The sequence below is a fragment of the Micromonospora sp. NPDC049679 genome (assembly GCF_040659735.1).
Classification (GTDB): domain Bacteria; phylum Actinomycetota; class Actinomycetes; order Mycobacteriales; family Micromonosporaceae; genus Micromonospora_I.
Window position 1 is genome coordinate 141,648 of record NZ_JBFANZ010000006.1, and the last position, 22,140, is coordinate 163,787.

Sequence of the window (22,140 nt, forward strand, 5' to 3'; positions counted from 1 at the left end):
ACCCGCCCGCCGTCACAGCCGCCCGTCACCGGCACGCAACCCATCGCCGATCTCGCCGATGACGAGTTGCTACGTGCGCACGTCCAGGGCGACCCGGACGCCTTCACCGAACTCTTCCACCGTCATCGCGACCGGCTGTGGGCCGTGGCGCTGCGCACCGTGGGCGATCGTGAAGAGGCAGCGGACGCCCTACAGGACGCCCTGCTCTCCGCGCACCGCGCCGCGGCGCGTTTCCGGGGCGACTCGGCGGTGACCACCTGGCTGCACCGCATCGTGGTCAACGCCTGCCTCGACCGGATCCGGCGCCGCCAGGCCCACCCGACCGTCCCGCTTCCCGACGGCACCGGGCACGGCCACACGGGACGTTTTGAACCCGGTCACGCGACCGGCGGCGTGGAGCCCGCGGCTCCGGCGCCCGACCACGACACGGTCCTTGTCGTCCGGCAGGCGCTCGCCCAGCTTCCTCCCGAACAACGCGCGGCACTCATCCTCGTGGACGTGCAGGGCTACCCGGTGGCCGAGGCGGCGCGTATCCTCCGCGTGGCCGAAGGGACAGTAAAAAGCCGGTGCGCCCGGGGCCGGGCGAAACTCGCACTGCTCCTCGGGTACCTACGTCCCAGGGCAGCGGAGCCGACGTCGTCCGGCGAGTCACCCGCGGCCGTGCCGTCCGTCACGCCAGGGAACCTCGCAGCCGATCCTGACGTCCCATCGGGGTCCAGCCGCGCAGCGGGCGACGGCAGCCAGGAGGAAGAGTGAACGCCGGCCAGTTCAGAAAGGTCGATCCCGACCTGCTCGCCGACTACGTCGGTGGCGCGCTGGACGGCACGCCCGACGAGGTGGTCGTGGGGCGGCTCATCATGGACGATCCGGCGTGGGCAGCGGCGCACAGCGATCTCGCCGAGGCCACCGGCACCGTACGGTCCGGTCTGGCGGAGTGGGGCGCAACGCCCGAGACGATGCCGCTGGAGATCACCGACCGGCTGACCGCCGCCCTCGCCGACGCGGCCCGCACGGACGCCGCTTCCGACGGCGCGGCACGGAAGCCGGCGGCGCTCACCGCCGTACCTCACGAGGCCGGCGTGCGTCGCGCCCCAGCCGGCGTACGACCCGCCCGGGGTGGCGTCCGTCGGCGGTGGTCGCGCTGGGCGGCGCCCGCAGCGGTCGCGGCCGGTGTCGCGGTCGTCGCCGGTTTCGGCATCACCCAGTTCGCCCCCCGCGACAACATCCAGCAGACCGACGCCGCCGCTCCCAGCAGCGAGCCCGGGCAGCGGAAGAGCATGCCGGAGGGGGAGAGTGCCATCGCGTCCGGATCCTCGGCCGACGCGCCGCGGACTGCGCCGCCGCCCTCCACCCGGCAGGTGGTCAGCAGTGGCACCGACTACGGGCCGACCACACTTCCCACCAGCGTCGCCGCCTTCTCGAAGGACTCGTCCCCGCGCCCGCTGACCGCGCAGGATGCGTCCACCGCTCCGTCGTTGCCCGCGGTGCCACCGGCACTGCGGCGGCTCGCCGACCCCGGCGCGCTGTCGGCCTGCCTCGGGACGCTGACCACCGCGCACGGTCGCGGACCGGTCAGTGTGGATCTCGTCGACTACGCGTCGTTCCAGGGCTCACCGGCGCTCATCGTGGCCTTCGCGAACGCCGCCGCGGAACGGTGGGTGTGGGTCGCGGGACCGCAGTGCGGAAGCGACGAAACTGGCCCGGACACGCGTTACATCGCACGGGTAGGGTGAAATGACGGTCGGCGGGTACGTGACGTGACCCACCAGTTGACCGGTTCGGGAATCCCCGCTTCGTAACATGACGTTCTGCACTGCAGTTGCCGCCTGGCGAAGTGCGGACGGCGACCAGACCGTCGCCGGCCCACCACCGCGCGGCGCACACACACTATCGGGAGTCGGCAGTGGACGAGGTCCGCAACCTGATCATCATCGGCTCGGGACCGGCCGGGTACACCGCCGCGGTGTACGCCGCGCGGGCCAACCTCAAGCCGCTCGTCATCGAGGGTGTGCAATCCGGTGGGGCCCTGATGACCACCACCGAAGTCGAGAACTTCCCCGGCTTCTCCGACGGCATCATGGGTCCGGAGCTGATGGACTCGATGCGCAAGCAGGCGGAACGCTTCGGCGCGGAGTTCATCACCGACGACGCCACCCGTGTGGAGCTCGTTGACACCGGTGTGCCGGGGTCGGGAGCGGCCCACACCGTGTACGTCGGTGAGACGGCGTACCGCGCCAAGGCCGTCATCCTCAGCACCGGCTCGGCCTGGCGCCCGCTCGGCGTCCCCGGCGAGCAGGAGCTGCTCGGTCACGGCGTTTCCTCCTGCGCCACCTGCGACGGCTTCTTCTTCCGCGGCCAGAACATCGTGGTGATCGGCGGCGGTGACTCGGCGATGGAGGAGGCGACCTTCCTCACCCGGTTCGCCGAGACCGTGACGATCATCCACCGTCGCGACGAGTTCCGGGCCAGCAAGATCATGGCCGAGCGCGCCCTCTCCAACGAGAAGATCCGCGTCGAGTGGAACACCGTGATCGAAGAGATCCTCGGTGAGGACGGAAAGGTCGTCGGCGTCCGGGTGCGCAACGCCCACACCGGCGAGTCGAAGGTGCTCGACGTGACCGGGGTCTTCGTCGCGATCGGCCACGACCCGCGCAGCGAACTCTTCCACGGCCAGGTCGAGCTCGACGAGAGCGGCTACGTCAAGGTCGACGCCCCGAGCACCCGCACCAGCATCCCCGGCGTGTTCGCCGCGGGTGACCTGGTCGATCACACGTACCGTCAGGCGATCACCGCCGCCGGCACCGGCTGCTCGGCGGCGCTGGACGCGGAGCGGTTCATCGCAACTCTGGAAGTCTGATCACCCAACCGGGTGCCCGAGGGAGGGTTCTAGTGGGAGCAACCAAGGCAGTCACCGACGCCAACTTCGTCAGTGACGTGCTGCAGTCCGACAAGCCGGTGCTGGTCGACTTCTGGGCCGAGTGGTGCGCGCCGTGCCGCAAGGTCTCGCCGCTGCTCGAGGAGATCGCCGGCGAGATGGGCGACAAGGTCACCATCGTCAAGCTCAACATCGACGAGAACCCGGAGACGGCCCGCGCCTACCGCGTGATGTCCGTCCCGACCCTGACCGTCTTCAAGGGGGGCCAGCCGGTGCAGTCCGTGGCCGGCGCCCGCCCGAAGGGCGATCTGGTCAAGTTGATCGAGGCGGCGCTGTAGCACCGTCGGTCCGCAGGCTAGCCGCGCCTCGCATCCGTGGGATGCGGGGCGCGGTTCGTCCTGGGGTCGACAACCGGGTCCGATACCCCGGGTCTGGGCGGTCAGCATAGCCTCAACAACAGGGCACCGGGCAGGCGCTCACGGTACGCTCCGGAAGCGTTCTCACCGAAGGTGGAGCCGCGACCCCCTGCGGCCGCCAAGCACCCGATTGGTCCGCCAAGCACGCCACAGCGCGCAGAGGGAGGTCGTACGTGCGTCCGATCCGACGCGGTGACCGCGGACCCGCGGTCACCGAAATCCGAGCCGTTCTCGTCGGTCTCGACCTGCTCGGGCCCACCGATCCGATCCGGGCCGACGATTTCGACGCGGAGGCGGAGCGGGCGGTTCGCACCTTCCAGCAGAGCCGCGGACTCAGTATCGACGGCCAGGTCGGCGCCGAGACGTGGCGCGCGCTGGACGCGGCCCGGTGGCGGCTCGGCGATCGCGCTCTCTTCCACGCGATCCCCGAACCGCTCATCGGCGAGGACGTCCGCACACTCCAGGAACGCCTGCTCGAAATGGGATACGACGTGCGCCGCCCGGACGGCATCTACGGCGCCCGCACCGCGCGCGCCGTGGCACAGTTCCAGCGCGAGGTCGGGTTGTCGCCGGACGGGTCCTGTGGGCCGCAGACCATGCACGCGCTGCGCCGGCTCGGCCGCAAGGTGATCGGTGGCCGACCGCAGTGGCTGCGGGAAGCCGACGCCCTGCGTGAGTCGGGCCCGAACCTGGTTGGCAAGACAGTCATCGTCGACCCGGGGCACGGCTCCGCCGACCCGGGCATCGTCGTGCCGGACGGTCCGCTGCGCTGGACGGAAGCCGACCTGGCGTACGACCTCGCCGCCCGGCTGGAGGGACGGCTCGCGGCAGCGGGCATGCGCGTGCACCTCACCCGCGGCCCGGCCCCGGTCGCGCCGCTGCCCGACCTCACCCGGGCGCAGCTCGCCAACGACCTCGGCGCCGACCTGTTCATCTCCCTGCACATCGACGGGCACGCCAACCCGGAGGCGGACGGGGTGGCGACCTACCACTACGGCACCGACAACGGCGTGACGTCGACGGTGGGGGAGCGGCTCGCCAACCTCGTGCAGCGCGAGATCGTCGTCCGCACGGGACTGCGCGACTGCCACATCCACGCCAAGACCTGGGAGCTGCTGCGGCTGACCCGGATGCCCGCGGTCCGCGTCGACGTCGGCTACCTGACCTCGCCCGCAGACCGCGCCCGCCTCGTCGACCCGCTCTTCCGCGACCAGGTCGTAGACGCGATCGTGGCAGCGGTGCAGCGGATGTACTTCCCGGTCGAGCAGGATGTGCCCACGGGCTCCATCGACGTGCGCACGCTGCGCGCGGCGGTCGCCGCCGGCGCGCTCGACTGAACACGGCGCGCTGCCGCCGCCGGCAGCGCGTCGGTCAGACCGTCGTCGTACGGGTGGCCGGCCGGACGGGGCGAAGCAACGTCTCCGGGCTCATCGAGCCGAGCAGCTTCTCCAGCGCGTACTCGACATCGGACTTCCAGGACAGCGCCGTACGCAGCTCCAACCGCAGCCGCGGATAGCGCGGGTGTTGCCGGACCGTCTTGAACCCGACCGAGAGGAAGAAGTCGGCGGGCGCCACGCAGCCCTGCTCGCCCTCGCCAACCTCACCGAACTTGGCGTCACCGAACGCCTCGATCGCCTTGATGCCGCGCTTCGTCAGGTCGCGCGCCACCCCCTGTACCAACATCCGCCCGAGCCCGCCACCCGCGAAGGACGGCACGATGTGCGCGGTGGTCAACAGCGCGGCGTCAGCGGAGACGGGTGAGGTGGGAAACGCGAGCGACCGCGGCACGTAAGACGGCGGCGCATACATCACGAACCCGGCGGGCATGCCGTCGACGTAGGCGAGCTTGCCGCACGAACCCCACTCCAGCAGGGTCTGCGAAACCCACGCCTCTTTCTCCAGCCCCGGGTCCCCCGCGGCGCACGCCCGCTCGGCGGAGACCGGGTCCAGCTCCCAGAAGACGCATCGCCGGCACGGTCGCGGCAGGTCCTCGAGCGTGTCCAGCGTCAAACTGACCAAACGTCGCGACATCGGCGCATCCTCAAAAACCGGTCGAGTGTCGAAACACCGCGAGTCGTGCCACGCGCCGCCTCCTTGTCCCCAACGTCGGATCGTACGCCGGAACCTCGCGCCGGGGGAGAGGTCGCGCAGAGTGCGCAATCGCCGCGTGTCCGCGATGTGAGCCGACACGCTATCCGGGCGCGGCCACCGACACGCCGGACTACGATCGACCAACCAGCCCTTTTTGCCGCCATTGCCGCCGGCACAACCGCGTGGGACGCTCGACCGAGGTGATGTCATGACCGGCACGACACTCGACGACTACACCGACCGCTATGCGCGGCGGGTACGCGGCATGACGGCGTCGGAGATCCGCGCCCTGTTCGCCGTCGCCAGCCGTCCCGAGGTCGTATCGCTCGCCGGTGGCGCACCGTACATCGCCGCTCTGCCACTCGACGCCGTCGGCGAAATGCTCGGCCGACTCGCGAGCGAGGGCGGGGCCACGACGCTGCAGTACGGCATCGGTCAGGGCACCCTCGAGCTGCGCGAGCGGATCTGCGAGGTGATGGCGCTCTCCGGGATCGACGCCGGCAGCGGCGCATCCCCCGAGGACGTGGTGGTGACCGTGGGCGGGCAGCAGGCGCTCGACCTCGTGGCCCGCCTGTTCCTCGACCCGGGCGACGTTGTCCTCGCGGAGGGGCCGACCTACGTCGGCGCTCTCGGCGTCTTCCAGGCCGCACAGGCGCAGGTCGTACACGTGCCCATGGACGCCGACGGGCTCGTGCCGGAAGCGCTGGAACAGGCGATCGCCGAGGTGGCGCGATCCGGCCGCCGCGCCAAGTTCCTCTACACCATCCCCACCTTCCAGAACCCGGCCGGCGTGACGCTGAGCGAAGAGCGGCGCGAACGCGTGCTCGACATCTGCGAGCGGGCAGGACTGCTCGTGATCGAGGACGACCCGTACGGGCAGCTCGGGTTCGACGGCGACGCCCCGGCGCCGCTGCGCGCCCGCCGTCGCGACGGGGTCTTCTACCTGAGCACCTTTTCCAAGACCTTCGCCCCCGGGCTGCGCGTCGGGTGGATCCTCGCGCCGCACGCGGTCCGCGACAAACTTGTCATCGCCAGCGAGGCCCAGATTCTCTGCCCGAGCGCCTACGCGCAGGCCGCGGTCGCCACCTATCTGGCCACCATGCCGTGGCGCGAGCAGCTCAAGACGTACCGCGAGATCTACCGCGAGCGCCGCGACGCGTTGCTCACCGCCCTGGAGGACCTGATGCCGCCGGGCACCACCTGGACGCAGCCACGCGGCGGTCTCTTCGTCTGGGCCTCGCTGCCCCAGGGTCTCGACTCCAAGGCGATGATGCCGCGCGCCATCGCGGCCCGCGTGGCCTACGTGCCGGGCACCGGTTTCTACGCCGACGGCAACGGCGCGGGACACATACGCCTCAACTTCTCCTTCCCGCCACCGGATCGCATCCGCGAAGGTGTGCGGCGGCTCGCGGGCGTGATGGAGCAGGAGATCGCGATGCGCCAGGTTTTCGGTGCGATGGGCGGTCCGACGGGTCGCCGTCGGGGGCAGGCCGGGTCGGACACCCCGGGTCCCGACTTGGCATGATCTCGGCATGAGCGCTCTACCCACCTCAAAGACCCCGGCCCCGATCTCTGATGTCCGGGTCCTCGTTCTTGCCGGAGGCCTGTCGTACGAGCGGGACGTGTCGCTCAGGTCGGGCCGCCGCGTGATCGACGCGCTGCGCTCCAGCGGAGTCGACGCGGAACTCCGCGATGCCGACGCGGCGCTCCTTCCCGCTCTGCAGGCCGACCCGCCGGATGCGGTGGTGATCGCCCTGCACGGTGCGACCGGGGAGGACGGTTCACTCCGCGGCGTTCTCGACCTCTACGACGTCCCCTACGTCGGCTGTGACGCCCGCGCCTCCCGCCTGGCGTGGGACAAGCCGTCCGCGAAGACGGTGTTGCGTGAGGCGGGCATCCCCACGCCGGACTGGGTGGCGCTGCCGCATGACCGGTTCTCGGAACTCGGTGCCGTCGCCGTACTCGACCGGATCGCCGAGCGGCTCAATCTGCCCCTCATGGTCAAGCCCGCCCACGGCGGTTCCGGTCTCGGCGCCGCCGTGGTGCGCGACGCCGCGTCCCTCCCGGCCGCGATGGTCGGTTGCTTCTCGTACGACTCGACCGCGCTCGTCGAGCGCTACGTCGCCGGGATGGACGTCGCGGTCACCGTCGTGGACCTCGGGGAAGGGCCGCGGGCGCTCCCCGCTGTGGAGATCGTTCCCCGCAACGGTGTCTACGACTACGCGGCCCGCTACACGGCCGGACTGACCACCTGGCACGCCCCGGCCCGACTCGATCCCGCGGTGGCGGCCCAGGTGGCTGAGACGGCACTGGCGGCGCACACCGCCCTCGGCCTGCGGGACCTCTCCCGGGTCGACCTGATCGTCGACCCGGCCGGACAGCCGCACGTGCTCGAGGTCAACGTCTCGCCGGGGATGACCGAGACGTCGCTGCTGCCGCTGGCCGTGCAGGCCGCCGGGCTCGACTTCGGCACGATGCTCACCACGATGGTTTCGCGCGCGGCCGGCCGCCGGCCTTAGCTGCCCGCCGGCTCCGGTTCGCGCGAAACCGGTCGCTCGTCGGTCTTTCCGGCCGGTGCCTCGGCGGTGGCCACGGAGGCGCTCTCACTGTTCTTCGTGGCCGCCGCTCCGTCCGCATCCGCTGCCTCGGCCCCCGCTGCGTCCGCCGCCGCTGCCTCCGCCGCCGCTACGTTCGCCGCCGCTACGTTCGCCGCCTCCGCCGACTGCTCCGTCAGATTCGCCGGCGCCCGCCATTCGATGCGCGGTGGTTCCGCCAGTGGCCGGCCGCCGAACTCGGCGAGCCAGGCGGCGACAAGGGCGAGGTTTTCCCGCCACTGCGCCTCGGAGATGGGCGGCAGGATGTCGTCCCACAGCGATAGGAAAGTGCCCCGTAGCTGAAGTCGGCCGTAGGGGCGCGCCAGGAACCACATGTGCAGATGCGCGGATCCGTCGCCCCAGCGGTTGACGTGCACCCGGGCGACGCCGTCGAGCGATCGGATCGCCCGCTCCAGTCGTACGGTCATGACACCGAGTTCCGCTGCGAGAAGGTTGGGCAGGTCGCCAAGGTCGAGGTGGGACCGCGACTCCAGGATGAGCACCATCGGCAGCCCGGTGGGGCGGTCCATCGCGCGAACGCGCCAGCGGTCGCTCACCCAGATGTACGCCTCGTCTGGGGCGCTGCAGGCGATGCACTCGGTGGAGTCCTCGCCCTTTCGCGGTGGTTCGACGGCCACCGGATCGTCGAGTTGCTTGACGCGCAGGTCGCCCTCGAAGGGGAAGGAGGGCCAGTTGGCGAAGTCGGGAACAGAGCCGGGGGTGTGGGACACGACGCTGACCCTAACCGAGTCGGTGACGGCTGTCCTTCCCCGTTTCGGACGGTCGGGTCAGCGGGAAAGGGAGCCGGCGGCGCAGCAATGCTCGCCGCTTCTCACCTTCCGTCGGGAGCCCCCAGAACGTCCCCGCAACACCGCCGCAGACCCCGTCATCCACAGGCTGAGACCGGGATTTACGCGCGGTTTCACGTGAAACGCGCTTGCCTGTGGACAACGCCTGTGGATGACGCATCAGCTCGCCTGGCGGTCGGCGGCGACGGCCAATCGGGTTCGGGACCGATGCCAGGAACAAACCCGACCGACGTTCCCGCCACAGCCGTTCGCATGACCAGGTCGCGATCGTGGGAGCGGAATTCGACTGATCGCCGCCGTTTCACGTGGAACGGGTGTCGCTACGACGCCAGCGCCTCGGCGGTTCCCGACGGCGCTCTGAGGCGCACATCCGGGTGCCCTCCTCGCCGAGGAGGGGAGTCCCGAGGGCCACCGGTCGGAATCGACGGAGCCGCGGGCGCAGTGAGGGTCAGGTTATCGAGGCACGTGCTGAGATCCTCGGCGTCCGACAGCTTGCAGTGAATGCTCTCGACCGGCCCCGGTGACGAGGTCGGCGACATCAAGCTCCGCTTCGCCGCTGCGCCGCACGAGCAGGGGTGGTTCGCGGTCCGTCGTCGTGCAGTCGACCGGGCGGCCGACTTGTCGTAGGTAGGCCCGCGGTGAGGTTTCCACGCAACGCTCAGCTCGCGCCATTGCACGCCGCGCCGTCGTACGGCGTCGGCTGACGAACAGGGCGGTGCTCTGCGACGGCCCGCCAGATGAGGGAGCGTGGTGGTGGCTGGCGTTCTTCCGGCGGTCCCAATGGACGCGGCATAGCGGGTCCCGCAGGGTGGCGAAGGCAGCGGAGTCGCCGGGGTGATGCCGATGCGCTGTCGCCGGGTCGCTCCGTGCCCCGACTTCTGGATGCAGAATCCGGACGCGGGATGCGGGGCCGCTCAGTCCCGATACCCGTGTGAACCAGGGTCGTCCGGCGCCAGCCCGACCGCATGTTGGCCATCCTCAGCGCCGTCCAGGTCCAGCAAACGGTGTACCCGCTGTGCATCTTTCCGGCGCACGCTGGAGATGAGCCAGTCTCGTCCGGCGCTGACTGGCGACAGTCACGCCACGAAGAGAGATCCAGCCGAGGGACCGTGTCTCGCGTCAGTGTCTGCGCCGATCGGTGGAGGCAGAACATGAGCTGCACGAGGACCTGCTGGACCGGCTCGGCTAACCGTGCCACCGACGCGGGCCCGGCCCGCCCCGGTGACACCCCCGGATCATGTCCCCTGCGGGGGAATGCAAGTCGCACGGTGCCCGCGAGCGGGCAACCCGGCTGGGACGATGAAGCGCGCTCGCCGGAGGCGTCGCACGGTACGAGACGCGTGCCCGCCTGCCGTTACCGCCCGAGCCGGCCCGCGCGGCGGCGCCGGTCGATGACATCATCCGCTGCGGGCATGGATCCGGTCGGCGGCACCGTGACACCCCCGGCTCGGGCGGGGAAGCGCGGCGAGACGGGCGATGGTGCGCGGTCCATCAGGTTCGGCGGAAGCGCCGCGACTCCCAATCCGGTACTGAAGGACAGGCGCCCTGCGCGTTCTTTCCGACGTCACCTCACCCGGGACCCAGCCCCGGTCGCGCCGCTGCCCGACCGGACCCGGGCGCAACTCGCCAACGACCTCGGCGCAGACTCCGCGCCGGAGCCCCATCCGCCCGTCGACTGACGCCTCATTGGCCAACACGACGAGCGGTCGGCTGCCAGCACATGTCCGCCTGAGACACGACCTCGCGGGCCGGACAGCGGCGAGGCGGAGTAGCAGGTACAACGGACCAACGAGACCGTGCCACCACCCACGACAGCGCTACCCACTCATCCCGCGATTCGGCTCTGACGCCAACGCGCGAGAGCAAGCATCGCGCAGGATTCGCCACCCCAAGAGATCGTCCTGGTGTAGACGGTCTGCGCGAGGCGGGAGACCGGACGGCCCTGCACGAGCACCCCGCCGCGCCGCCGTCGACCCCGCGGAAACGGCTCGGGACGCGCGTCCGCTGCGGTTCGAACCCGCCGGCGCCACGGCACCCGAGTCAGGGAGCCAGGTGCCTACAAGCGCCACGGGGAGCGGCGGACGGGGACACCGCCCGGGGAAGCCAGGGTAGTGCGGCCCGGTCGGGGAGCGCGGCCCGCGATCCGGATGTCAGCTGTAGTGGCGGGAGTCCGGAACGGTCGACAGCACGACGCCGGGTACGCTTCGGCCTCCGGCGTTTCACGTGAAACGCGGGCTCTTCTTGCCGAGAAAAAGCGATGGCCACGGACCCGTGAAGGTCCGCGGCCATCGCCGCCCGCTGTCGGGTGGTCAGTCTTCCGGCTGCCGGTCTTGTACGCCGATGATGCCGACGATGCGTTCAAGGTCGTCAACGGTGGCGAACTCGATCGTGATCTTGCCCTTGCTGCGGCCGATATCGACCTTCACCCGGGTGTCGAACCGGTCGGAGAGCCGGTCGGCGAGATCGGTCAGCGCGGGGGCGTGCGGCTTGGCTCTCCGCTTCGGGGCGTCCTTCGCCGGTCCGTCCGCGAGTGCGAGCGAGACGAGTTCCTCGGTCGCGCGCACCGAGAGCCCTTCAGCCACGATGCGGAGTGCCAGCGCCTCCTGCGTCGCGGCGTCCTCGAGGCCGAGCAGTGCGCGCGCGTGGCCGGCCGACAGCACGCCCGCCGCCACCCGGCGCTGAACGGGAGCGGGCAGGTTGAGCAGGCGAATCGTATTGGAGATCTGCGGCCGGCTCCGTCCGATCCGGCGGGCCAGTTCCTCATGCGTCGCGCCGAACTCGTCGAGCAGCTGCTGGTATGCGGCCGCTTCTTCGAGCGGGTTGAGGTTTGCCCGGTGGATGTTCTCCAGGAGCGCGTCTCTGAGCATCGCGTCATCGCGGGTATCCCGCACGATCGCCGGGATCGACTCGCGGCCGACCGCCTGCGCTGCCCGCCACCGACGTTCACCCATGACGAGCTCGTACTGCTCGCCTTCGAGCTGACGCACCACGATCGGCTGGAGGAAGCCGACCTCCTGGATGGAGACCTTCAGCTCCTCGAGCGCCTCTTCGTCAAAGACCTGCCGGGGCTGCTTCGAGTTCGGGACGATCGAGTCAACCGGAAGCTCGGCGAAGCGCGCTCCCGGCACCGGCGCGAGTTCCGGTCCCGACTCGACGACCGGTTCCGGCTCGACCTCCGGTTCGGCCGGGGGAGCGGCAGCCGGAGGAGCCGGCAGAACCGCTGCCGGCTCCGGCGCTGGCGTCGGCGCGGGCACATCGGGCTGGACGGGCTGCGCCTCGACGGTGGCCACCCCCGCCGCCTGTACGGGGGCCGTGGGGATCAGTGCCCCCAGCCCTCGACCCAGGCCGCCCCGCGGACGGTTCTTCATGCCACGCCTCCCACCATTGTTGCCCGCCTACGCATTGCGGCCGAGGGGTGCCGTGACCCCGCGCTCGGCAATCTCTTGAGCTGCCTCGAAGTAGCTCGTCGCACCCCGCGATCCGGGATCGTAGGTCATGACCGACTGGCCGTAGCTGGGAGCCTCCGAGACGCGGACGTTTCGGGGGATGACCGCCTGCAGCACCTTGTCACCGAAGTGGTTGCGCACGTCCTGTTCGACCGCGTCGGCGAGCCGTGTCCGCCGGTCGTACATCGTCAGCAGGATCGTCGAGACGTCCAGGTTGGGGTTGAGGTGCTGCTTGACCAGGTTGATGTTGTTGATCAGCTGGTTGAGCCCTTCAAGCGCGTAGTACTCGCACTGAATGGGGATCAGCACCTCCTGGGCCGCAACCAGGGCGTTGACGGTCAACAGGCCCAGCGAGGGGGGGCAGTCGATGAAGACGTAGTCGAACTGCGCGGGGTGGGCGGCGATCGCACGGGCGAGCCGGGATTCGCGCGCGACGACCGAGACGAGTTCGATCTCGGCGCCGGCGAGGTCGATCGTCGCCGGGACGCACCAGAGGTTGGGGATGCCCTCGACAGCCTGCGCGACCTCGACGAGCGGCACGTTGTCGATGAGGCAGTCGTAGACATCGGGGACGCCCGCGTGGTGGGGGACGTTCAGGCCGGTCGAGGCGTTGCCCTGCGGGTCGAGGTCGACAACCAGAACTCGGTTGCCGTGCAACGCCAGGGCGACCGCCAGGTTGACGGTGGTCGTGGTCTTGCCCACGCCACCCTTCTGGTTCGCGACGCACATGATCCGCGACCGGTCTGGGCGGGGCATCATGACCTCACCGCTCGGGTTGAGGATCTGCACGGCACGCAACGCCTCCATAGCCAACGGGGGATCATCCTCTTCACGCGACGGAGTTTCACGTGAAACGTATCCGTCAGCCACTGGTTCATCGGGGAAGGGTCCTGCTGCGACGTTTGGCGTGTCGGGGCGCTCGCCGCCGTTCGGGGTCACGTGCACCGCTGGGACGCGCGCCGAGCCCACTTGTGGTCGCGGGGACGGTGCGGGCCGCCGGGGCTTCGCGCGGTCGCCGTCGGCAACCTCGTCTTCGGGGGCGCTGTCGCGCGATCCGGTCGACGCCGCGCTCCGAGCGCCTACACGTGTATCGGGCGTGTCGTGGTAGTTCGACCGCGGCGGGTTGCCGGGTCCGGAGTAGCCGTTGCCGGCCCGCGGTTGGGGCACTGCCGCGACATCGTCTGCGCCCTCTGTCGGGTGTTGTGCGCCCCTCTGGACGCCCGGCTGCCTGCCATAGTCAGTTTCACGTGAAACAGGGGCACTGGCAGCTCGGTAACCACCGACAGTCACCCCCTGCTCGTCGTACCTACCGTCGTCATGCACCGTGTCATCCCTGCCCGCTTCGGATGGATCGGCACCGGCAGCGCTTCCGTCCGCGCTATCGGGCGAAGCGTGTGGTCCGGCAAGAAACGGCGGGGGCTCGATCCCTCTGCCCACCGCCGCCCGAACCACACTATCGACGCGCGGCCAGCCTACGGCCGATGGGCTCGTGAGGCCACGGGTGTCCGCCACGTGAGCTCGATCGACGGTCGAAGATGAACGGACAAAAACGAGAAAACCGCCCACAAGTCCCAGCGTCCCGCCGCATCGCGGGGGCGCGTCGGGCGGCCACCCGACGTCCGCTGCCCGCGTCTTGTTCGCGTGTCCGACATCACCGTCAGACGCCGTGGGTGAGGCTCCGACACTGCCCGGTGTTCCCCACCCGACCATTTAGCCCCTCCGCGTTTTCCCGCGTCCGGGCCCTCCGTCCGATCCGGAGCGGCGACCCGAACGGGCCGCCTTTCGCGACGACCCTGCACGTGCTGGCACGACGTCGCGTTCTCGAACGATCTCCACGACGGTCGTCGGTGGCTCGATCAACTCGGCCCCGCACCACCTAACGACCGGGGTGCCACCTCCGAAGCGATCTATTACGTCACGGTGCTCCGCCACTTCATCTGCCGCCGACGCGCCCTTCATCGCGAGCATGCGACCGCCGAGCACAGCGAGCGGCAGGCACCACCCCGCGAGTCTGTCGAGGGGCGCGACGGCTCGCGCGGTGACGATGTCGGCAGGGGAGAGGAGATCAGCGACGGGACCACCCGGGACACAATCCTCGGCGCGCGCCCGGAGCACCGTCACGGTCGCCTCAAGGCCGAGCGCCGTCACGGCTTCGGACAGGAAGGCGGTCCGCCGTGCCAGCGGCTCCACCAGGGTGACCGAGAGATCGGGCCGCGCCACCGCGAGAACGAGACCGGGGAGCCCGGCCCCGGATCCCACGTCGGTCACCGACGCTCCGGACGGGATCAGCTCCGCGACGGCGGCGCAGTTGAGCAGGTGTCGGTCCCAGATCCGCGGCGCTTCGCGCGGGCCGATCAGCCCGCGGACGACTCCCTCGGTGGCGAGCAGTTGCGCGTAGGCCGCCGCCAGTCCAAGCCGATCACCGAAAAGCGCGCGTGCAGCGTCGGACAGTTCGGGCGGCAGCCGGACGGCGGTGTCGTCGTCGGTACGGTGCGGCGGGTCTGCCGGAGTCGACAACGGGACCGGCCCGGGTGCATTGCTGCCACCCGGGCCGGACGCGGCACCAGCCGCTCGTTCATTCGGTGCGGTCATCGCGATCTCAGTCGACCGGACGGACGATGATGCGCCGGTTGGGCTCGACACCCTCGGATTCGCTCTCCACCCCGGTGAGCGCGTTGATCACATCGTGCACGCACTTGCGCTCGAACGCGGACATCGGCTCCAGGCGGACCGGCTCGCCGTACTCCTTGACCTTCTCCACCGCGTTCTTCGCCACCGCGGCGAGCTCCTTGCGGCGATTGGCCCGGTAACCGCCCACGTCGAGCAGGAGCCGGCTCGGCGTGCCGGTCTGGCGGAAGACCGCGAGCCGGGTCAACTCCTGCAGCGCTTCCAGCGTGGCGCCGCGCTGGCCGACGAGCGCCTGGAGTCCACCGCCGACGACCTCGACGACCGGACGGCCCGCGGAGACCAGCTCGTCGATATCGCCGTCGTAGTCGAGAATGTCGAGCAGGCCCTCGATGTAGTCCGCGGCGATCTCACTCTGCCGGAACAGGTCGCTGTCGGTCTTGCCCGCCGGTTCCGTGGCGGTCTCCTCGACGTCGCTGTCGTCGTCCTGCACCACGACCGTGGTCGGGGCGTTCTCCTCATCAAGGGATTGCTCGGCGCTGGGAAGGCTGGTGTCCGTCACGGTCTCATCTCCGTACTCGCTCGGCCGGACCTGGACGGTCCGCTGGTTCCCGGGGGCCGGCGGGAGATCGCCGATGCCCGCGGGCACGTCTTCTGGCTCGCCCATCGACTGCGACGGACGGGGAGCGCCACGGTTTCCGGGGGCCGGGCCTCGCGCGGGTCGCGCGTTCGGCCCGGACCCCGTGCCGGCCGGCAGCACAGGGCTGCCGGCCGGCACCGGTCGCGTCAACCCTGGCGCTTGGCCGGGCGGCTCTTCTTGGGGTTCACCGGCTTGGCGCCCGGCTTGGGGGCGAGCGCCTTGCCCTCGGTCGTCGCGGCGGTTTGCGGCTGCTCGGCGGTCGGCTTCGAGCGGCCGAAGAGGCCGGGCTTGGCCGGCTGCGCCGTCTTGCGGGCGGGGGCGGGGATCGGCTTGCCGTCCTTGCCGAGCACCGGCGGCGGCGGGAACTTCCGCAGCACCCACTGCTGCTGGCCGAGAGTGAACAGGTTGTTCGTGACCCAGTAGATGATCACGCCGATCGGGAAGATCGCACCGGACACCAGCAACGAGGCCGGGATGCCGTAGAGCATCAGCTTCTGGATCATCCGCTGCTGCGGGTCCTCGGCCCAACCCGTCTTGAGGATCATCTGGCGGCTGGTCAGGTAGGTCGTCGCGATCATGATCAGGACCAGAAGCCCGGCGATAATCTTGACCGTGGTGCCGTTCGCGCCGAGGCGGGCCAGCTCGTCCGCGGTGGAGCCGAACTTGCCGGCGATGGGCGCGGTGAACAGCTTCGCGGTGGCGGCGCTGTCGAACTGTTCCGTGCTCCAGCCGTAGAGCTCCTTCGCCTGCTTCGCCGGGTCGAGCCGCCGCAGCACGTGGAAGAGCCCGAGGAAGACCGGGATCTGCAGGAACATCGGGAGGCAGCCCATCAGGGGATTGGCCTTCTCCTTCCGGTAGAGCTCCATCATTTCTTTCTGGAGCGTCTCCCGGTCACCCTTGTGCTTCTCCTGAAGCTCCTTGACCTTGGGCTGCAGTGCCTGCATGGCGCGTTGCGACTTGATCTGCTTCACGAAGACCGGGAAGAGAATCACCCGGAGCGTGACGACCAGGAAGATGATCGACAGGATCCAGGCCCAGTTGGTGCCCAGGACGGCCCCGACCGGGACGCCGATCGCGTCCCACGCGGAGTGCCACATCAGCAGGATCCACGAGATCGCCCAGTAGACCCAGTCGAGACTCAATTCGGGGCTCCAGTCACATCGGCACGAGGGTGGCGGCGGCCCGGCGGCGGCACCGGGTCATACCCACCAGGGTGGAAAGGGTGACAGCGCAACAGCCGCCGGACCGCCAGCACGGCTCCCCGGGGAGCACCGTGCCGCGCGACCGCCTCCAGGGCGTAGGCGCTGCACGACGGATAGAACCGACAGCGGGCCGGCAGTGCCGGGCTTATCCAACGACGGTACGCGATGATGGGTCCGGCCAGTATGCGGCCACCGAGTGTCGTGGGCCGCGGCGGCGGCGTGTTGCCGGTCACCGTGGACGTCTCGCAGATTTGCGCGGGCTGCGGGCCGTGGCGAGCGCCGCGTCGAGGTCGGCCGCGAGCCGGTCGTACGGCATGCCCGCGGCGTGCGGGAGGGCACGCACCACGACCGTGGCGCCGGCGGGCAGTTCGGCGAGCCGCTCCCGGACCAGGTGCCGCAACCGCCGTCGGACGCTGTTGCGCACCACCGCGTTGCCAACAGCCTTGGACACGACGAAGCCGGCGCGTGTGGGGAGCTGTGACGCTTCGCTCCCGACAGGCGCCGGCTTCGATGATCCGTGTTGTTCCGCGTCCGGGAGGGTGAGGTGGACAACCACCGCGCCCCGGCTGGCACGTCGACCGCCGCGGACCGCCGCGGCGAACTCGATGCTGCGCCGCAGTCGCTGAGCGGCGGACAGCATGATGCCTACTTTTTCCCCGGGCCGGACACCGTCGGGCCTCAGGCCGACAGGGTGTCGCGGCCCTTGGCGCGGCGGGCGGAGAGAATGGCGCGGCCGGCCCGGGTGCGCATGCGCAGCCGGAAGCCGTGGGTCTTTGCGCGCCGGCGGTTGTTGGGCTGGTACGTGCGCTTGCTCACGTCAGGCTCTCCGTCTTCGTACGCCCCGAACGCTGCCGTCCGGGATCGTGTGGTGGTCTGGCGTCGGCCCTTGCACCGGGACGGACCGCCGCGATGATGTCCGTGCTCCTTGCCGCTCGGCTGCGGTGACATGCGGCCGTGAGCAGCAAACAACCGTCACCCTATCAGAGGGCAACGGAGCAGCCGCTCTAGCTTACGCACCGCGACAACCACCGTCAAACACCGCTACGGTGGGACACGCCGTGGGATCCGCCGCCCACCAGCGTACGCCCGCGAAGGTGGTTTTCGCGCATGCCGACAAGGGGCGACGTGGCCAGCGGTTGAAGGGTTGTGGACAACGCTGTTAGCGTGCCCGTTTGCGGTCGACATCAAGAGCACAGGTCCCGCCTCCACGGAAGCGGAACCTGATGAGGCAGTCGATCGTTCGAAAGGTGAACCTGCTTCAGGACCGGACGAGCCACCGGCAGGTCAGCGTCGGGCGGGGGCCGAGATCAGTCGGTACACAGGGTGTGGATAACCTGTGGACAACAGTCCGGAGCAATCCGCGGCACGAAGCGTCGTGCCTGGTAGATAGCGGGGCAGGCGCCGAAATGGCCACCTCGGCTGCGCAACGGCGGTCGGGAAATCGGAAGCGATGGGGGTGGCGCGACGGTGGCCGACACGATTGACCTTGCCGCAGTGTGGATGGCGGCGACCGACGAGCTCGCCGACGAGATCGTTTCGGCTCAGCAACGCGCCTACCTGCGCATGACCCGGTTGCGGGCCATCGTCGAGGACACCGCGCTCCTCTCCGTGCCGGACTCCTTCACCCGCGACGTCATCGAGTCCCGGCTCCGGCCGGCCATCACCGAAGCGCTCTCGCGCCGGCTCGGCCGCGCCATCCAGGTGGCCGTCACCGTGCGCCCACCCGAAGACGGCCAGGGTCGGCCCACCGGCACGGTCTACGGCACGGTGAGCCCGGACAGCGGATTCCCGACGCAACCCGGCTACCCGCAGAACGCACCGGGTCGTACGACCGAACCGCACCGGGCGGAGAGCGAGCCGGTCGAGCCGCCCCACACGGGCGGCCGGGAGGGCGGCCCGCCGCACCCTGCCCCGCAGCCGGCGGCGATGGGCCCGGCCGGCGTCGTGCCGCCGGCCCGCAACGGTCAGGACACCCTCTTCGCGGCGCCGTACCCGGCACCGGACGCACCCGGCCGTGAGCACGGCGGCGAGAGCGGCGACCGCCGGGCGAACAGCCACCGCGGACCGGACTACCCGCCCAACGACTACCAGCCGACGGACTATCCCGCCCCCGACTACCACGGCGGCGATCACCGGAGTCCGAACCAGCACGGCGGCGATCATCGGGGCATGGGGCCGCGCGACGCGGATCACGGCATCGACCGGGGTGGGGTGGACTACCGGCAGCCGGACCGCCGCTACGGCGAGGATGTGCATCAGACGCAACGCCGCCACCGTGACGAGCCGATGCAGCGGGACCTGTCGCGTGACAGCCGGACCGACAGTGGCCCGGGGCGCAGCGGGCCAGCCGATCACCGCCAGCAAGGGCGCGACGATCGGCGGCCCGGATCGGGTACGGAGAGCGCCGGCAGCGGTAACCGCCTCAACCCCAAGTACATGTTCGAGACGTTCGTCATCGGATCGTCGAACCGTTTCGCCCACGCCGCCTCGGTGGCGGTCGCCGAATCGCCGGCGAAGGCCTACAACCCGCTCTTCATCTACGGCCACTCCGGGCTGGGCAAGACACACCTGCTGCACGCGATCGGGCACTACGCCACGACGCTGGGCACCGCCCGGTCGGTGCGTTACGTCTCCACGGAAGAGTTCACCAACGACTTCATCAACTCCCTGCGGGACGACAAGATCAGCGCGTTCCAGCGTCGCTACCGTGACGTGGACATCCTTCTGATCGACGACATCCAGTTCCTGGAGAACCGGGAACGGACGCAGGAGGAGTTCTTCCACACCTTTAATACGCTGCACAACGCGAACAAGCAGCTAGTGATCACGTCGGACCGGTCGCCGAAGCAGTTGGCGACGCTGGAAGACCGACTGCGCACCCGCTTCGAGTGGGGGCTGCTCGCCGACATCCAGCCACCCGATCTGGAGACCCGGATCGCGATCCTGCAGAAGAAGGCGGCGCAGGAACGTCTCTTCGCCCCGCCGGACGTGCTGGAGTTCATCGCCTCGCGGATCTCCGCCTCGATCCGGGAGCTGGAGGGCGCGCTGATCCGGGTCACCGCGTTCGCCTCGCTGACCCGCTCGCCGGTCGAACTGGCCCTGGCCGAGGAGGTGCTGCGGGACTTCATTCCCGACGGCGCCGGCCCGGAGATCACGGCTGACCAGATCATGGTCACCACCGCCGACTACTTCGGCGTCAGCATGGACGACCTTAAGGGTCATTCGCGCTCGCGGGTGCTCGTCAACGCCCGGCAGGTCGCCATGTACCTGTGCCGCGAGTTGACCGATCTCTCCCTGCCCCGCATCGGGCAGGCGTTCGGTGGCCGGGACCACACCACAGTGATGCACGCCGACCGCAAGATCCGTCAGCAGATGGCCGAGCGGCGCTCGCTCTACAACCAGATCGCCGAGCTGACCAACAGGATCAAGCAGAACACGTAGCCACCGCCCGGCTCCGTCACACCCGGCGTCAGTCGTTGACCGCCGCACCGGATTCCGGTGGCGGCGCCGCTCCACGTTTCGCTGTGCACATGACGGACGTACTGCGCGCGCCGCCGTCCACAGCCGTCCACACGTTATCCACTACCGGTTATCCACCATCCGTGGACAACCGGTAGTGCCGTCTCTCCGCACAACCCACAACCTGTGGACAACTCCTGGGGACAACGTGTGGACGGTCGACGGCTGCGACGACATATCCACGGGCGGGGACGAGCCTGTGTGCGAGCTGTTGAAGGTTCTGGGGACGAGTGTCTTCCATGACATCAGTTGTCCACGAAACGCTTGTGCCTGTGGGTGTCCTGTTGAAGGTTCTGGGGATGACTGTCGCCCGGCCCGCTGGATCATCCCCACAGGTGGGGAGAAACCCAGGGGATAACCGGTGGATGACCGGTGGACAACTGGGGACAACTGCGTGACCACCGCTACCTGTGGAGATCTTCGGCAGTTATCACCCTGGTTCTCCACATGAAACTCACCGGTGGATAACGGGTCTGGCCTGGGGAAACTCACGTTCTCCACAGTTCGCACAGCCCCGATGAAGACGATGAGATATTTCTTCTAAAGAAACAAAAAACAATCATCAGGGTTGGGGATTCTGTGGATCCACCGGACAGGTGGGCCACCGGGATGCAACCGAAAGGCCAAATCACCGGGGCCGGGCGCGCGCCCGCTGACCCCGCGCCCTAAAGTTAAATAGGGCCCGTGTGGCTCGCCGCCTGTTTTCACACGGGCCGGCACACGAGGCAGACCCCCTGAGTCGACCCGGAGGCATGGCATGAAGTTCCGAGTGGAACGCGACGCGCTCGCCGACGCCGTGGCGTGGACGGCGAAGAGCCTGCCCAGCCGTCCATCGGTGCCGGTGCTTGCCGGTGTGATGCTGCGGGTCGTCGACGGAAGCCTGCACGTCTCCGGCTTCGACTACGAGGTGTCCAGCCAGGTGACGGTCGAGGTGCAGGGCGACGCCGACGGCGCCGCGCTGGTCTCCGGCCGCCTCCTCGCCGAGATCACCAAGGCGCTGCCCGCCAAGCCGGTGGACATCGCCGCGGTCGGATCCCATCTCGAGCTGGTCTGCGGCAGCGCGCGGTTCACGCTGCCGACGATGCCCGTCGAGGACTACCCCAGCCTGCCGGACATGCCGGCCAGCGCCGGCCGGATCGACGCCGCCGCCTTCGCCACCGCCGTGCAGCAGGTCGCCATCGCCGCCGGCCGGGACGAGACGCTGCCGATGATGACCGGCGTACGGATCGAACTCAACGGGTCGACGCTGGCGATGCTCGCCACCGACCGCTACCGGCTCGCCCTGCGCGAGATCGAGTGGCACCCCGACAACCCGGACGTGAGCCTCAACGCGCTCGTGCCGGCCCGCACCCTGGCTGACACCGCCAAGACCATGGGTCCACTCGGCGGCGTGGTGACGATGGCGCTCGCGCAGGGCGCTGCGGGTGAGGGCATGATCGGATTCGCGGGGGGCACCCGCCGCACGACGAGCCGGCTGCTCGACGGCGCCAACTACCCGCCGGTGCGTTCGCTCTTCCCCAGCACCCACAACGCCGACGCCCGGGTCTCCGTCGCCGCGCTGATCGAGGTCGTCCGTCGCGTGGCACTGGTCGCCGAGCGCACCACCCCGGTGTTGCTGAGCTTCAGCTCCGACGGCCTCGTCGTGGAGGCGGGCGGCACGGAGGAGGCCCGCGCCAGCGAGGCGATGGAGGCGACGTTCACGGGTGAGCCGCTGACCATCGGCTTCAATCCCCAGTACCTGATCGACGGGCTGCAGAACCTCGGCGCGCCGACCGCGGTGCTCTCCTTCGTCGACGCGTTCAAGCCCGCGGTGATCTCGCCGTGCGACGAGGACGGGGAGATCATCCCTGGCTACCGTTACCTGATCATGCCAATCCGGGTAACCCGCTGAGCGCGTTGAACCGGCGAAGTGGAGGGGGACTC

Annotated in this window: 20 protein-coding genes; 10 read left to right on the top strand and 10 right to left on the bottom strand. The window is 69.9% G+C overall.

From position 1 onward, the window contains the following. Nucleotides 1-42 precede the first annotated feature (42 nt). The 5 genes from sigM (at nucleotide 43) to AB0J06_RS06555 (ending at nucleotide 4,628) form a co-directional block, all read left to right on the top strand. Entirely contained in the window at nucleotides 43-756 is a 714-nt protein-coding gene (gene sigM, locus AB0J06_RS06535; protein WP_357425407.1) for an RNA polymerase sigma factor SigM, read from the top strand. Then, the gene (locus AB0J06_RS06540) at nucleotides 753-1,733 is read left to right on the top strand and encodes a hypothetical protein (RefSeq protein WP_357425322.1); all 981 of its coding nucleotides are present in this window, start codon (nucleotides 753-755) and stop codon (nucleotides 1,731-1,733) included. Before sigM ends, AB0J06_RS06540 begins: the two co-directional genes overlap by 4 nt. Before the next feature lie 170 nt (nucleotides 1,734-1,903). Beyond that, a complete protein-coding gene (gene trxB, locus AB0J06_RS06545; protein ID WP_357425324.1) occupies nucleotides 1,904-2,857 on the top strand; it encodes a thioredoxin-disulfide reductase in 954 nt (317 codons plus the stop codon). A gap of 32 nt (nucleotides 2,858-2,889) precedes the next feature. Further along, nucleotides 2,890-3,213, top strand: coding sequence for a thioredoxin (trxA, locus tag AB0J06_RS06550; RefSeq protein WP_357425326.1), 324 nt, complete (start codon nucleotides 2,890-2,892; stop codon nucleotides 3,211-3,213). A 251-nt stretch (nucleotides 3,214-3,464) separates the two neighbouring features. Beyond that, complete coding sequence (locus AB0J06_RS06555; RefSeq protein WP_357425329.1) at nucleotides 3,465-4,628, top strand: N-acetylmuramoyl-L-alanine amidase; 1,164 nt, start codon at nucleotides 3,465-3,467, stop codon at nucleotides 4,626-4,628. A 34-nt stretch (nucleotides 4,629-4,662) separates the two neighbouring features. On the opposite strand, the gene AB0J06_RS06560 is transcribed toward AB0J06_RS06555, so the two are convergent. Further along, complete coding sequence (locus AB0J06_RS06560; protein ID WP_357425331.1) at nucleotides 4,663-5,322, bottom strand: GNAT family N-acetyltransferase; 660 nt, start codon at nucleotides 5,320-5,322, stop codon at nucleotides 4,663-4,665. Nucleotides 5,323-5,590: 268 nt separating this feature from the next. On the opposite strand from AB0J06_RS06560, the gene AB0J06_RS06565 reads away from it, so the two are divergent. Both AB0J06_RS06565 and AB0J06_RS06570 read left to right on the top strand, forming a co-directional pair. After that, complete coding sequence (locus AB0J06_RS06565) at nucleotides 5,591-6,907, top strand: PLP-dependent aminotransferase family protein (RefSeq protein ID WP_357425332.1); 1,317 nt, start codon at nucleotides 5,591-5,593, stop codon at nucleotides 6,905-6,907. Nucleotides 6,908-6,914: 7 nt separating this feature from the next. Further along, nucleotides 6,915-7,901: a D-alanine--D-alanine ligase gene (locus tag AB0J06_RS06570; RefSeq protein ID WP_357425334.1), complete on the top strand. Its 987-nt coding sequence runs from the start codon at nucleotides 6,915-6,917 to the stop codon at nucleotides 7,899-7,901. Here the strand turns inward: AB0J06_RS06570 and AB0J06_RS06575 are convergent. After that, nucleotides 7,898-8,707 (bottom strand): hypothetical protein, encoded by an 810-nt coding sequence (locus tag AB0J06_RS06575; protein ID WP_357425336.1) that lies wholly within the window; start codon nucleotides 8,705-8,707, stop codon nucleotides 7,898-7,900. The two genes, AB0J06_RS06570 and AB0J06_RS06575, sit on opposite strands and share 4 nt — an antisense overlap. Nucleotides 8,708-9,286: 579 nt before the next feature. Here AB0J06_RS06575 and AB0J06_RS06580 point away from each other — a divergent pair. Next, a complete protein-coding gene (locus AB0J06_RS06580; protein WP_357425338.1) occupies nucleotides 9,287-9,412 on the top strand; it encodes a hypothetical protein in 126 nt (41 codons plus the stop codon). A gap of 1,682 nt (nucleotides 9,413-11,094) precedes the next feature. Here AB0J06_RS06580 and AB0J06_RS06585 read toward each other — a convergent pair. The 8 genes from AB0J06_RS06585 to rpmH all read right to left on the bottom strand — a co-directional run bounded on the left by AB0J06_RS06585 (nucleotide 11,095) and on the right by rpmH (nucleotide 17,514). Next, nucleotides 11,095-12,153 carry a ParB/RepB/Spo0J family partition protein gene (locus tag AB0J06_RS06585; RefSeq protein WP_357425340.1) on the bottom strand — a complete coding sequence of 353 codons (1,059 nt, stop codon included), beginning with the start codon at nucleotides 12,151-12,153 and terminating at the stop codon, nucleotides 11,095-11,097. A gap of 27 nt (nucleotides 12,154-12,180) precedes the next feature. After that, nucleotides 12,181-13,554, bottom strand: coding sequence for a ParA family protein (locus tag AB0J06_RS06590; protein ID WP_357425342.1), 1,374 nt, complete (start codon nucleotides 13,552-13,554; stop codon nucleotides 12,181-12,183). 387 nt (nucleotides 13,555-13,941) lie between these two features. Further along, entirely contained in the window at nucleotides 13,942-14,823 is an 882-nt protein-coding gene (gene rsmG, locus AB0J06_RS06595) for a 16S rRNA (guanine(527)-N(7))-methyltransferase RsmG (protein ID WP_357425344.1), read from the bottom strand. A 7-nt stretch (nucleotides 14,824-14,830) separates the two neighbouring features. Further along, nucleotides 14,831-15,523: a R3H domain-containing nucleic acid-binding protein gene (locus AB0J06_RS06600; RefSeq protein WP_357425346.1), complete on the bottom strand. Its 693-nt coding sequence runs from the start codon at nucleotides 15,521-15,523 to the stop codon at nucleotides 14,831-14,833. A gap of 119 nt (nucleotides 15,524-15,642) precedes the next feature. Continuing rightward, nucleotides 15,643-16,638, bottom strand: coding sequence for a membrane protein insertase YidC (gene yidC, locus AB0J06_RS06605; RefSeq protein WP_357425348.1), 996 nt, complete (start codon nucleotides 16,636-16,638; stop codon nucleotides 15,643-15,645). Next, nucleotides 16,635-16,883, bottom strand: a complete 249-nt coding sequence (gene yidD / locus AB0J06_RS06610) for a membrane protein insertion efficiency factor YidD (RefSeq protein ID WP_357425409.1) — start codon at nucleotides 16,881-16,883, stop codon at nucleotides 16,635-16,637. Before yidD ends, yidC begins: the two co-directional genes overlap by 4 nt. A gap of 44 nt (nucleotides 16,884-16,927) precedes the next feature. Then, on the bottom strand, nucleotides 16,928-17,338 hold the full coding sequence (gene rnpA / locus AB0J06_RS06615; RefSeq protein WP_357425350.1) for a ribonuclease P protein component: 411 nt from the start codon (nucleotides 17,336-17,338) through the stop codon (nucleotides 16,928-16,930). Between the two features lie 38 nt (nucleotides 17,339-17,376). Beyond that, nucleotides 17,377-17,514 (bottom strand): 50S ribosomal protein L34, encoded by a 138-nt coding sequence (gene rpmH, locus AB0J06_RS06620; RefSeq protein WP_357425352.1) that lies wholly within the window; start codon nucleotides 17,512-17,514, stop codon nucleotides 17,377-17,379. A gap of 651 nt (nucleotides 17,515-18,165) precedes the next feature. On the opposite strand from rpmH, the gene dnaA reads away from it, so the two are divergent. Further along, nucleotides 18,166-20,139 carry a chromosomal replication initiator protein DnaA gene (gene dnaA, locus AB0J06_RS06625; RefSeq protein WP_357425354.1) on the top strand — a complete coding sequence of 658 codons (1,974 nt, stop codon included), beginning with the start codon at nucleotides 18,166-18,168 and terminating at the stop codon, nucleotides 20,137-20,139. 835 nt (nucleotides 20,140-20,974) lie between these two features. Further along, a complete protein-coding gene (gene dnaN, locus AB0J06_RS06630) occupies nucleotides 20,975-22,108 on the top strand; it encodes a DNA polymerase III subunit beta (RefSeq protein ID WP_357425357.1) in 1,134 nt (377 codons plus the stop codon). Nucleotides 22,109-22,140: the final 32 nt, after the last annotated feature.

Excerpts from the sequence above, each read along its gene's own strand:
- AB0J06_RS06560 (WP_357425331.1), bottom strand. The coding sequence starts at position 5,322 with ATGTCGCGACGTTTGGTCAGTTTGACGCTGGACACGCTCGAGGACCTG.
- AB0J06_RS06565 (WP_357425332.1), top strand. The coding sequence starts at position 5,591 with ATGACCGGCACGACACTCGACGACTACACCGACCGCTATGCGCGGCGG.
- AB0J06_RS06570 (WP_357425334.1), top strand. The coding sequence starts at position 6,915 with ATGAGCGCTCTACCCACCTCAAAGACCCCGGCCCCGATCTCTGATGTC.
- AB0J06_RS06580 (WP_357425338.1), top strand. The coding sequence starts at position 9,287 with ATGCTCTCGACCGGCCCCGGTGACGAGGTCGGCGACATCAAGCTCCGC.
- AB0J06_RS06585 (WP_357425340.1), bottom strand. The coding sequence starts at position 12,153 with ATGAAGAACCGTCCGCGGGGCGGCCTGGGTCGAGGGCTGGGGGCACTG.
- rsmG (WP_357425344.1), bottom strand. The coding sequence starts at position 14,823 with ATGACCGCACCGAATGAACGAGCGGCTGGTGCCGCGTCCGGCCCGGGT.
- AB0J06_RS06600 (WP_357425346.1), bottom strand. The coding sequence starts at position 15,523 with ATGGGCGAGCCAGAAGACGTGCCCGCGGGCATCGGCGATCTCCCGCCG.
- rnpA (WP_357425350.1), bottom strand. The coding sequence starts at position 17,338 with ATGCTGTCCGCCGCTCAGCGACTGCGGCGCAGCATCGAGTTCGCCGCG.
- dnaN (WP_357425357.1), top strand. The coding sequence starts at position 20,975 with ATGAAGTTCCGAGTGGAACGCGACGCGCTCGCCGACGCCGTGGCGTGG.